Raw genomic sequence first — 11,752 nt, 5'->3', positions numbered from 1 at the left:
AGCCCCGGCGGCGCGCCGGCTCGCCCGCGCGCGCCCACGCCTCGGGGTCGGGCCACTCCTCGGCGCCAGGGTCCCGCCCGGGCACGGCGCCGTCCTCGGCGCGCGCGGCGGTGGCGACCCCGGACAGCACGACGTCGACCTGCTGCGCCCCGACGGCCCGCGCCAGCGCGAGCACGAGCCACGGCAGCGCCACGTGCACGAGCACCGCGCCGGCGCGGCCCTGGCCCGCGGCGAGCAGCAGGCTCGGCAGCGCGGCCCACACGACCGCGGCCCACACCCGCACGCCGACGGACCGGGTGGCCGCGCCCGCGGCGAACCAGGCGCCGAGCCCGGAGAGCAGCACCGAGCCCAGCACGAGCACGGCGAGCGCGACGGCGAGGCTGCCGCCGACGACGGCGGTCCCGGGCAGCAGGGCCGTGACCAGCGCGTCCGCGGGGCCGGGCGAGCCGAGGCCGCCCGGCACCCAGCCGCTCGTCGCCGCCGCCCACAGGTCACCCAGCCCGGACGACGCCGCGAGCAGCGCGCCCCCGACCAGCGACTCCCCGGACAGCGTGCCGAGCACGAGCGGACCGAAGGCCGCGGCCGTCACGACGACGAGGGCGACGGCGACGACCGCGAGGCCGGCGCGGCGCCGCAGGGCCAGCGCCGCGAGCTCGCGCAGCTCCAGCTCGCTGGGCGCGCGGACGACCCGGCGGGCCTCGGCGCGGGTGAGCCGCCGGTCGCGCCACTGCCGCCACACGGTGCGGCCGTCGGCCTGCAGCGGCCGCAGCGTGCGTCGCGGCACCGCGCGGGTACGGCGGGCCTGCGCCCGGGCGCGGACGACCGCCGCGGGCCGGCCCAGCGCGCGCAGGGGCGCGGCGAGCTCGGCGGCGGCGAGGGCCGGCTCCTTCGTCGCGATCCGGACCAGCACGCGCACCAGCCCGGCCAGGACGGCCATCACCGCGACGAGGGGCAGGAGCGGCAGCGGGGCCCAGACCAGGCGCTGGTGCAGCAGGGCGGCGCGGCGGGCGGCGTACGACCGCCGCGGGTCGGCGCCGTCGGGCTCGCCGTCCGCGTCCAGGTCGACGATCGAGGCCGGGTCCGTGCCGGGGTCGCGGAGCCCGTGGTACGCCGCCTGGGCGTGCCGGACGACCGCCGAGGGCACCACGAGCACCCGGTGGCCGGCCAGCCGCGCGCGGCGGGACAGGTCGAGGCCGTCGCCGAACGGTCCGAGCGCCGGGTCGGTCCCCCGCAGCTCGGCCCACACGTCCCGCCGGACGAGGGCGCCGACGACGCCGACGCCGAGCACGTCCTCGCGGCCGTCGTGCTGCCCCTGGTCGACCTCGCCGGGCTCCATGTCGGTCATGCGCCGGCCGGACCGCGAGGTGCGGACGCCGACCTCCAGCAGCCGGGCGGGCGCGGTCCAGGTCCGCTGCTTCACGCCCGCGACCCCGACGGACGGCGCCGCCTGCACGGCGCGGACCAGCTCGGCCAGCGCGGCGGGGTCCGGGGCGGAGTCGTCGTGCAGCAGCCACAGCCAGCGCGAGCCGCCGCCGGTCAGGTCGTCCTCGGCCGCGACGGCGGCGCGCACGGCGTCGCCGAAGGTGCGCGCGCCGGGGGCGGTCAGCAGCGTGGTGCTGCCCGCGGGCAGGCCGGCCTCCCGCAGCACCGCGGCGAGGCCCGGGTCCGGGCGGTCGCCCGCGTCGACGAGCAGCACCCGGGCGGGCGCGCGGGTCTGGGCGGCGAGCGCGCGGAGCGTCGTCGCCACGAACGGGGTGACGCCGCGCGCGACGACCACCGCCGTCGCGGGTGCGGCGGCGGGCAGGGAGCCCGTCGTGGGCGCGCCGGGGTGCAGCGTGCTGGCGGTCACGACGTCAGGCGCCCCGGCGGGCGCGATCAGACCACACGCCGCTTGAGCTTGCGGCGCTCACGCTCGGACAGGCCGCCCCAGATGCCGAACCGCTCGTCGTTGGCGAGCGCGTACTCCAGGCACTCCGCCCGGACCTCGCAGCCGGTGCAGACCTTCTTGGCCTCGCGGGTCGATCCGCCCTTCTCGGGGAAGAACGCCTCGGGGTCCGTCTGCGCGCACAGGGCGCGCTCCTGCCAGCCCATGATGCCGTCGTCCTCGGGCGTGCCGAAGAGCGGCAGCACGGGCGCGACCGCCTCGGTCTGGGGCGTGCGCGCCTCGGACGGGAAGGGTCCCTCGTCGTCGAGCAGACTCCACATGTGTGCCTCCCCCGTCGTGCTCGTGTCGATGGTCCGCAGGCCGTCCGCAGTCGCCTGCGAGCCACCCGTTCCAGGGAATTACACGCGTGTCGTTCCGCGTAGTCAAGCGGGAGACTGCTAATGGAGCGCTTACCGGGCGATATGTCCGTATCCGCGTGAACACGGGCACCTAGGCTGCTCCCGTGCCCCTCTCGACGCCCCGTCCCGCCACGTCCGTCGCCGACGTCCTGTCCGCCCTGCTCAGCGAGCCGGGCCGTCCCCGGCTCACCTGGTACGGCCCCGCGGGCGAGCGCATCGAGCTGTCCGGCGCCGTGCTCGACAACTGGGTGAGCAAGACCACCAACCTGCTCGTCGAGGAGCTCGACGCCGGTCCCGGGACGCGCGTCCTCCTGGACCTGCCGCCGCACTGGCGCACCGTCGTCTGGGCGCTGGCGGCGTGGCGGGTGGGCGCGACGGTGGCCACCGACGCGCACGCCGCGGCGGCGACCGCCGACGTGGTCGTCTCGGACCGCCCGGCGGCGCTCGACCTGCCCCGCGGCGCCGGGGTGGTCGCCGTGGCGCTGCCCGCGCTGGCGCGCCGGTTCGACGGCGACCTGCCGGCCGGCGCGCTCGACGCCGCGCAGTCCGTGATGACCTACGGCGACGTCGTCGGCTGGGCGCCCGCGGTCGAGCCGGCGGAGCCCGCGCTGGAGGTCGGCGCGACGCCCGTCCCGCACGGGGGGCTGGTCGATGCGGCGTCCGGGGCGGCGCCGGTGCCCGCGGGGGCGCGCGCGCTGCTGCCCGTGTCGGACGAGCGCGGCGCCACCGCGCCGGCGCTGCTCGCGACCCTGGGCGTGCTGGCGGGCGGCGGCTCGGTCGTGCTGCTGCGCCCGGAGCCCGGGGACGCCGCCGAGCAGACCGCGCGGGCGGACCGGATCGCGACCTCGGAGCGGGTCACGACCCGCCTCTGACCCGCCCCGGCCCGCGTCCCGCCCGCCTCCCGCCCGCCTCCCGCCCGCGAGGTCGTCACATCGCGGTGAGGTCGTCACGCACGAGTGACGACCTCACGCGGTGGTGACGACCTCACACGGTGGTGACGGCCGGCCCGCCCGGGACGCGCCGCCGCGCTCGTCCGTCGCCCCGCCCCCGGCGGCACCGACCCGCCGGGGCCCCGGCAGCGTGCTCAGCCCGCCGGCGCGACCGTCCCGTCGTCCTGCACCAGGCCGACCCACACCTCGCTCCACGTCGTGTCGACGGTCCGCGGCACGCCCGTCAGCGTCCGGCCCAGCGTCGTGGACGCCGTCGCGCCGACCGACTCCGCCGGCGGCACCGTCCACGCGTAGCTGCCCGGGTCGAAGCTGAGCGCCGCGACCGGCCCGCCGCCCCACGCCGCGCGCACCGCCGCGAGGTCGGCCGTCGTCGGGGGCGACACGAACTCGACCACCTCGACGTCGCACAGCACCCGCAGCGTCGCGAGGTACCGGAACGGGCTCGAGTGCGTCCAGACCACGCGGTCGACGCCCAGGTCGGCCAGCTCGTCGCACACGGCGTGCGCCTGGGTCGCCCGGCCGGACAGCTCGACGACCGACGCCCCGGGCCGCCACGTCGTCAGCGGGAACGCGACGACCGCGAGCGCGAGGCCGGCGGCAACCGCCCGTCGGGCCGCGGCCGGGGGCGCCCACGACCACCACGCACCGGCGACCGCCTCGAGCGCCACCGCCCCCGCGATGAGCAGGCCCGGGAACGTCGCCGGCAGCAGCCGGCGCACCGCCCACACCTGGTCGGGGGTGATGCTCGCGCGCACGAGCGGGAACACGGCGGCGACGCCGATCACGGAGACGACCACCGCCGCGGCCGGGTCGCGCCCCGCCACCGACCGGCGCGCGAGCAGCGCGAGACCGGCGAGACCCAGCACCACGGCGGGCACGCCGAGGTACCAGCCGACCCAGGCCAGCGTGCGCTCGTCGTACGACCGCGTGGCGTCCAGCGGCTCGCCCGCCGCGGCCTGCAGGACCTGGACGGCGTAGCCGGCGCCGGACTCCGGGTCGACGTAGTGCCCCTGCCACCACAACGGCCGGCTCGCGAGCACCACGCCCCCGGCGACGACCGCGGCCGCCGCGATGCGACCCAGGCCGCGGCGACGACCGAGCGCCGCGGCCCTGGCGCCCCGGAGCCACCCGGCCGGCAGCACGAGGACGAGGACGGCGAGCACGACGACGACCCCGGCGGCGACGAGGAGCGCCCGGAGCTGCGTGGCGTGCACCCGCGCGTACTCCGGGCTCAGGAGCAGCACGTCGAGCAGGCCCAGCCCGACCATCGCCGCACCGGCGCCGAGCGCGGCCAGCCCGCTCCGGGTCGCGGCCCGGCGGTCGGCCCGCCCCGGCGGCGACACGCCCGCGAGCGCGTAGCCCACGGCGAGGCCGACGAGGACGACGGCGCCGTCGATCCGCGCGGCGCCCACCGCGCCCAGCAGCAGCCCGGCGAGCGCGTGCGCGCCCACGGCGCTCCGGCGCCAGGCGGAGTGTCCGACCGCGAGCCCGCCGCACAGCAGCGCGATCGTGAGCGGCTCCGTGTACGCGGCGCGCGTGCCGACGAGGAACGGCAGGCTGCCTGCGAGCGCCGCCGTGGGCACCAGGGCCCAGAAGGGCCCGGCGACCCGGCGTGCCGCCGCGAACACCGAGAGCAGCGCGATCGCACCCAGCACCACGCCGCCCGCCAGCACGGCGTGCTCGCCGCCGCACCAGCCGAGCACCGCGAGCAGCGCGGGCAGCATGCTGCTGCCCTGGGCGTGCAGCGCGCCGCCCTGCAGCCAGAAGGCCTCGGTGGCGGCGCTCCCGCCGGCGGTCGCTGCGGCCGCCGCCTCCGCGCTCCCGACGGGGATGGCGCTCGACGGGTGCTGCGTGAGCCACAGCGCCTTGAGCGTCAGGAACCCGGGATCGCGGTTCACGACGACGTACTCCCCTGCGCTGGACCAGCCCCAGACCGTCCAGCCCGCGACGAGCGCCAGGGCCACCAGGGCGGCCAGCAGGTGGCGCCGGCCCGTGGGCGACGACGGGACCCAGTGCCACGTGACGAGGACGAGGACCACCGCGAGGGGCAGCACGACGACGGGCCGGAACTGCCCCGCCAGCACCGCGACGAGCGCCGCGAGCCCGACCGCCAGCAGGGCGACCGGCGCGCGGTCGGGCAGCGCGCGGACCACGGCACCCGCGAGCTCGGCGGCGCGCCGCGCGGCACCCGCTCTGGAGGTGGCACGCGGCTCCCGCGGCCCGCGCCCTCGCGCGCTCACCCGGGTCGACCCGTCAGGGGACGTCGGCCTGGACGAGCGTGCCCCCACCCTCGACGGCGAGCGCCCCGTCGGACGCCGGCACGAACGCCGCCTGTCCGCGGGTCAGCGTGAGCGCACCGTCCCCGGCCGAGCTCACGGTCATGCGTCCCTCGAGGCACAGGAGGACCCGCGGGCCCCGCCCGGGGAGCGGGTGCACCTGGCCGTCGTCCACCCGCGTCACCGACAGCTCGAAGTCGTCCACGGGCGCGTAGTAGACCCGGGTCGCCCCGTGGAACTTCTCGGGCGCGATCCGGATCGGCGGGGCCGCCACGTAGTCGACGTTCCGGAGGAGCTCGTCGACGTCGACATGCTTCGGCGTCAGCCCTGCGCGCAGCACGTTGTCCGAGCTCGCCATGATCTCGATGCCCAGGCCCCTGAGGTACGCGTGCACCCCGCCGGCGGGGACGAACAGCGCCTCCCCGGGCTGCAGCGTCACGGGGTTGAGCAGCAGGGACGTCACCACCCCGGGGTCACCGGGGTACGCGTCCTGCAGCCGCACGACGGTCCGGTCCGCCCGCGGCGAGACCGACCCGCTCCCGAGCCGGGCCGCGCACGCGGCCGCGACCTCCGCGACCGCCTCCGGCGTCGGCCGTGTCTCGGGCCGCAGCAGGCGTGTGAAGACGGCCTCGATGCCCGCTGCCGACGGCGACGCCGCGAGCATCGCGTGCAGCTCCCGCGCGAGCGGCACGTCGAGCCCCTCCAGCAGCTCGGCGGCCCGACGGGGCGCGCGGAACCCGCACATGGCCTCGAACCGGGTGAGGGCGTAGACGAGCTCGGGCTTGTGGTTGCGGTCGCGGAAGTTCCGGTGCGGCGCGTCCACGGGGACACCGGCGGACTCCTCCTCCGCGAACCCGCTCCGGGCGCGCTCGACCTGCGGGTGCACCTGGAGCGAGAGCGGGGTCTCGGCGGCGATGACCTTGAGGAGGTACGGCAGGGCGGCACCGAACCGCGCCTCGACGTCTGCGCCGAGCACCGCGGCCGCGTCGGCGGCGATGACCTCGTGCATCGGCGGCCCGGGCGTGCCCTCCTCCGAGACGCACCGCGACGGGGCGCTGGCGTGCGCGCCGAACCACGCCTCGGCGACCGGCTGCCCTGTCGGCTCGAGCCCGAGCAGCGTCGGGATCGCGGTCGGCGATCCCCAGGCGTAGTTCTGGATCGCGGTCGTGAGGCGGTACACGTGGTCCCCGGAGGCTCGGCGGCAGGACAGGGGTCCGATGGTAGCGGCCGGCCCGCGGCCTCCCGGCGAGCGCGCGGGTGAGGCGTCAGCCGCGCCCGGGCGCGTGCGCCACCGCGACGATGTTGACGCTCGGCGCCGCGCCGGCTGCGACGCGCACGTCCCCCGGGCCGAACCCGAAGTCGCGCCTGCCCCCGCCTGGGGGACGACCCGCCGACCTGCCGCCGATGAGCCGCTTCACGAGCCGCACGCCTCCCAGGCGCCAGCGGTCCGGGATCCCGGGGAACGTCACGGGGTACGTCAGCAGCCGCGTGCGCCGGTACCGGCGGAGCTCCGCGCGCAGGACGGCCGGCCCGGCCGTCATGCCGAGCACCTCGACGTCGGGGAACTCCCGTGCGAGCACGGTGCGCAGGCCCTCGGGCGCGTACTCGGTGACGTGGAACTCGTTCCAGGGCCGCTGACCGGGGAAGAGCCGCAGGGTGCGGTCGGGCGTGACGCACAGGAAGACGCCACCCGGCCGCAGCACCCGGCGGATCTCCGCGAGGTAGCGGTCGACCGAGCGGACGTGCTCGATCACCTGGAACGACACCACGACGTCGAAGGCGTCGTCCTCGAAGGGCAGCGCGCTGCGCTCGATCGCCCCGATGGTCCGGAAGTCGAGGTTCGGCAGCCGGTAGTGCGCCCGCGCGTGCTCGACGGCCTCGGGGGCGATGTCCACCCCGGTGACGCGCGTCGCCACCTCCGCCAAGCCGGCCGTCCCGTACCCGGTGCCGCACCCGAAGTCGAGGACCTCCTTGCCGGCGACGTGGGGCCGGGCGAAGTCGTAGGTGGCGGCGTGCAGCACGTAGATCAGGTAGTCGCCCTCCGACGACTGGTACTCGTCGATCGTGATGCGCTCGGTCGTCGCCTCGCCGCGCGCGGCCTCGTGGCCCCCTGGACTGCTCGCCGTCATGTCCCCAATGTACGGAACGACCGACGCCGCGTCAGGGGTTCGGGCCGGTCGACGACGCACCGAGCGCGAGCCGGAGCTGCACGCCCATCTGCTCGCGGGAGTAGACCTCGCGGCACCGGCTCGCGTAGGTCGCGGCGCGCCGTTCCGCGGCTCCGGGGTCGGTCGCCACCCGCTCCAGCGCGGCGCGCCACGCCTCGGCGTCGCCGGACGGCAGCAGCTCCCCGGTCTCCCCGGGCAGCACCGCGTCGCGGAGGCCCTCCAGGTCGGCGGCGAGGACCAGCGAGCCGCGCACGGCGGCCTCGACCGCCACCAGGCCGAACCCCTCCATGTCGCCCGCGACCGGCACGTTGGGCTGGACGAACACGTCGGCTCCGCGCATGAGCAGCTCCCGGTCCGCGTCGTCGACCGCCCCGAGGAGGCGCACCCGGTCGCCGAGCCCGTGCGCCGCGACCGCAGCGGCGATCCGGTCCGCGTCCTCCCCCGACCCGGCCACCAGGTGCACGGCACCGGGGACCCCCGGCAGCACCGCGTCCAGGAACCAGGCGACGCCCTTGCGACGCACGAGGCGCCCGACCGTGACCAGGACCGTCGCACCCGCGGGGACCTCGAAGCGGCGCCGCAGCTCGGCGCGCGCGGCGTCACGCGCCGGACCACCCTCGGGAAGCCGCACCCCCAGGCGCACCACGACGACGCGGTCGGCCGGCGCTCCTGCCTGCACGACGGTCGCGGCCGTGGCGGCGCTGATCGCGAGCACGCGCGGTGCACGCGGCAGCACGCGGCGCACCAGCCACTGGTAGACGGGCTGCCGCCACACCACGTCCTTCCCCATCGCCATCGTGGCGTGCGGGACCCGCAGCAGGACGAGCACCGGGCGCAGCAGCAGGTACAGCAGGACGTCCCCGACCAGGACGTACCCGACCTCGCGCCCCCGCACGAGCCGGACGGTGCGGAGCACCGCCCCGGGCAGCCACACGGGCATCCGCGCGTTCGACCCGCCGTGGGCGACGAGACGGTCGCGGCCGTCGCCCGCGGCCGACAGCGTGGCCCACACGTCGGAGGCGAGGGTCTCCATCCCGCCGACGGAGGGCGGGAACTTCCGGGTCACGAAGAGGGTCGCGGTGGCCACGGTGCTGCACCCTACGCGGAACCGGGCGGTACACCGGCGCCGACTACCATCACGGGGTGCCCGACACCGAACCGCAGACCAGCACGCCCGCCCCCGCGACCTCCCGGGCTCGCTGGCGCGCGGTCCTCAAGTGGGCCGCCCTCGGGCTCGTCGTGGTCTTCGCCGCGGTGTTCGTCGCGCAGGAGTGGACCGGGTTCGTCGCGGGCCTGCGCCGGCTCGACCTGGCGTCCGTCGCCGGCGCGGTCGCGGCCATCCTCGTCGGCCTGTGCTGCGCCATGCTGTCCTGGCGCGCGGTGCTGACGGGCGTGGGCTCACGCCTGCCGCGCCTGGCGGCGGCGCGCGTGTACTTCCTCGGCCAGCTCGGGAAGTACGTCCCGGGCAGCGTGTGGCCGATCGTCGCGCAGGCCGAGCTCTCGAAGGAGTACGGCGTCCCCCGGGCGCGCGCCGGCCTCGCGTCGCTGACCCAGATGCTGGTCGGCCTGGTCGTCGGCGTCTGCGTCGCGGGCGTGACGCTGGCGCTGTCCTCGCCCGACGCATTCGCCAGCTACTGGTGGCTCGTGCTGGTCGCGGTCGCCGGCGTCGTGGTGCTCCTGCCCCCGGTCTTCAACCGGCTGGTGACCCTGGCGCTCCGCGCCACGCGCCGTGAACCGGCCGGTGCGATCGGTGGCCGGGCGGTGCTCGCGTCGGCCCTGTGGTGCCTCGGGATGTGGGCGGCGTTCGGCACGCACCTCTGGCTGCTGGCCCGGTCCATCGGTGCGCCCCCGGACGGCCTGTTCCTGCTGACGACCGGCGGCTACGCGCTCGCGTGGGTCGTCGGGTTCGTGATCGTGTTCCTCCCGGCGGGCGCGGGCGCCCGCGAGGCCGCCCTGGTCCTGGCGCTGGCCCCTGCGCTCCCCCGCGAGGACGCGCTCGTGCTCGCCGTGGTGAGCCGGTTCCTCATGCTCGCCGGGGACGGCGTCAGCGCCGGTGCGGCGATCCTGGCGGAGAAGGCGCACGCCCGCCGGACGGCGGTCAGCGCGTCCGGTCGTACTGGATCTGCTTGATCCGCTCGAGCTGGTCCTCGAGGAGCACCCGGTTGGTGCGCTGCAGGTCCGAGAGCACGCCGAGCGCGACGGACAGCAGCGCCGCGACCGACATGATCGCGGCGAAGATCAGCGACTGGACGTTGCCGGCGTCCCCGTGCAGCGCCCACAGGACCAGGAAGCGCACCATCGGGATCAGCGCCAGCACGCCGAACACGACCGCGAGCGTCGCGAAGATCGCGTAGGGCTTGAACATCAGGTAGCTGCGCACGATGGCCGAACCCGACTTGGCCATGTGGTGGAAGATGTTCTTGAAGAGCCGCGACTCACGGGTCTTGGCGTTCGTGGTCACGGGCACCGACACGATCCGCAGGCGCTTGTGCCCCGCCTGGATGATCGTCTCCATGCAGTAGGAGAACTCGGTGACGATGTTCAGCCGGTACAGCGAGGCGCGCGAGTAGGCGCGGAAGCCGCTGGCGGCGTCCGGCAGCCGGGTGTCCGCCGCCCGGTTGACCACCGCGCTGCCGAACCGCTGCATGACCTTCTTGAACGGCGAGAAGTGCGCGATCGTCGCGGTCTGCCGGTCGGCGATGACGATGTCGGCGACGCCCTCGATGACCGGCCGCACCAGGTCGGGGATCCGGTCCTGCGGGTACTGGTTGTCCCCGTCGGTGTTGACCACGACGTCCGCGCCGTGCGAGAGCGCGTAGTCCACCCCGTCGCGGAACGACCGGGCGAGGCCCATGTTCCGCGAGTGCCGGACGACGTGCCGGACGCCGAGCTCCCGGGCCACCTCGACCGTGCGGTCCGAGGAGCCGTCGTCGATCACGAGGATCTCGAGCTCGTCGACGCCGTCGATCTGCTTCGGGATGGAGGCGAGCACGGCGGGGAGCGTGTCCTCCTCGTTGAGGCAGGGGATCTGGACGAAGACCTTCATGAGCTTCCTGACGCACGGGGAGGGGACGCGCCAGTATCGCAGGTCGCGCGCGACCGGTGCCGCCACCCTCCCGGGTGGGACGACCACACGCGACGGCCGTCATGCGCCACACTGTGTGCCCATGCGCGGCATCATCCTCGCGGGAGGCTCCGGCACCCGCCTGCACCCGATCACCCTCGGCGTCAGCAAGCAGCTGGTCCCGGTCTACGACAAGCCGATGATCTACTACCCGCTCTCCACCCTGATGCTCGCGGGCATCAGGGACGTGCTGGTGATCACGACACCGCACGACGCGGAGCAGTTCCGGCGCCTGCTCGGCGACGGCTCCCAGTTCGGCATCTCGATCAGCTACACGGTCCAGGCGGAGCCGAACGGCCTGGCGCAGGCGTTCGTGCTGGGCGCGGACTTCGTCGGCGGCGACTCCGCGGCCCTCGTGCTCGGCGACAACATCTTCTACGGCCCCGGCCTCGGCTCGCAGCTGACCCGGTTCGAGGACATCGACGGTGCCGCCGTCTTCGCGTACCGGGTCGCCGACCCGACCGCGTACGGCGTCGTCGAGTTCGACGACCAGGGCCGGGCGCTCTCCCTGGAGGAGAAGCCGGCCGAGCCGAAGTCGTCGTACGCCGTCCCCGGCCTGTACTTCTACGACAACGACGTGGTGGCGATCGCGAAGGACCTCGAGCCCTCCGCCCGCGGCGAGTACGAGATCACCGACGTGAACCGCCACTACCTGGAGCAGGGCAGGCTGCAGGTCGAGGTGCTCCCCCGCGGCACCGCGTGGCTGGACACCGGCACCTTCGACTCGCTCCTCGAGGCCTCGGACTACGTCCGGACGATCGAGTCCCGGCAGGGCCTGAAGATCGGTGCGCCCGAGGAGGTCGCCTGGCGCCGCGGGTTCCTGTCGGACGACGACCTGCGGGTGCGGGCGGAGAAGCTGGTCAAGTCCGGGTACGGCACCTACCTGCTGGGCCTGCTGGCCGACGGCCGCGACTGACCCCCGGGGGGCGGGGCCGGCGACGTCGCCGGCCC

At 76.3% G+C, this 11,752-nt stretch carries 10 protein-coding genes; 3 read left to right on the top strand and 7 right to left on the bottom strand.

Annotation, left to right across the window (positions count from 1 at the left end; genetic code table 11):
- A partial coding sequence (locus AC3WUG_RS12755) for a glycosyltransferase family 2 protein (protein WP_492328004.1) occupies positions 1-1,849 on the bottom strand: 1,849 nt, incomplete at its 3' end.
- 26 nt (positions 1,850-1,875) lie between these two features.
- Positions 1,876-2,205: a WhiB family transcriptional regulator gene (locus tag AC3WUG_RS12750; protein ID WP_492328003.1), complete on the bottom strand. Its 330-nt coding sequence runs from the start codon at positions 2,203-2,205 to the stop codon at positions 1,876-1,878.
- 182 nt (positions 2,206-2,387) lie between these two features.
- Between AC3WUG_RS12750 and AC3WUG_RS12745 the strand changes: the two genes are divergently transcribed.
- Positions 2,388-3,155: a TIGR03089 family protein gene (locus AC3WUG_RS12745; RefSeq protein WP_492328002.1), complete on the top strand. Its 768-nt coding sequence runs from the start codon at positions 2,388-2,390 to the stop codon at positions 3,153-3,155.
- Positions 3,156-3,367: 212 nt separating this feature from the next.
- Here AC3WUG_RS12745 and AC3WUG_RS12740 read toward each other — a convergent pair whose 3' ends face one another.
- The 4 genes from AC3WUG_RS12740 to AC3WUG_RS12725 form a co-directional block, all read right to left on the bottom strand.
- Positions 3,368-5,473 carry a hypothetical protein gene (locus tag AC3WUG_RS12740; RefSeq protein WP_492328001.1) on the bottom strand — a complete coding sequence of 702 codons (2,106 nt, stop codon included), beginning with the start codon at positions 5,471-5,473 and terminating at the stop codon, positions 3,368-3,370.
- Positions 5,474-5,486: 13 nt separating this feature from the next.
- A complete protein-coding gene (gene manA, locus AC3WUG_RS12735) occupies positions 5,487-6,689 on the bottom strand; it encodes a mannose-6-phosphate isomerase, class I (protein ID WP_492328000.1) in 1,203 nt (400 codons plus the stop codon).
- Positions 6,690-6,774: 85 nt separating this feature from the next.
- Entirely contained in the window at positions 6,775-7,638 is an 864-nt protein-coding gene (locus AC3WUG_RS12730; protein ID WP_492327999.1) for a class I SAM-dependent methyltransferase, read from the bottom strand.
- Positions 7,639-7,669: 31 nt separating this feature from the next.
- Entirely contained in the window at positions 7,670-8,764 is a 1,095-nt protein-coding gene (locus AC3WUG_RS12725) for a glycosyltransferase family 4 protein (protein WP_492327998.1), read from the bottom strand.
- 56 nt (positions 8,765-8,820) lie between these two features.
- Here AC3WUG_RS12725 and AC3WUG_RS12720 point away from each other — a divergent pair, with 56 nt between their 5' ends.
- Entirely contained in the window at positions 8,821-9,807 is a 987-nt protein-coding gene (locus tag AC3WUG_RS12720) for a lysylphosphatidylglycerol synthase domain-containing protein (protein WP_492327997.1), read from the top strand.
- On the opposite strand, the gene AC3WUG_RS12715 is transcribed toward AC3WUG_RS12720, so the two are convergent.
- Complete coding sequence (locus AC3WUG_RS12715) at positions 9,776-10,723, bottom strand: glycosyltransferase family 2 protein (protein ID WP_492327996.1); 948 nt, start codon at positions 10,721-10,723, stop codon at positions 9,776-9,778. The genes AC3WUG_RS12720 and AC3WUG_RS12715 overlap by 32 nt on opposite strands.
- A gap of 121 nt (positions 10,724-10,844) precedes the next feature.
- Here AC3WUG_RS12715 and rfbA point away from each other — a divergent pair, with 121 nt between their 5' ends.
- Positions 10,845-11,717: a glucose-1-phosphate thymidylyltransferase RfbA gene (gene rfbA / locus AC3WUG_RS12710; protein WP_492327995.1), complete on the top strand. Its 873-nt coding sequence runs from the start codon at positions 10,845-10,847 to the stop codon at positions 11,715-11,717.
- Positions 11,718-11,752 lie beyond the last annotated feature (35 nt).

This window comes from Cellulomonas sp. EB106-03-03-XG116, from assembly GCF_058792015.1.
The sequence above is the reverse complement of the archived record's forward strand: the minus strand, read 5'-3'. Positions and strand labels throughout refer to the sequence as shown.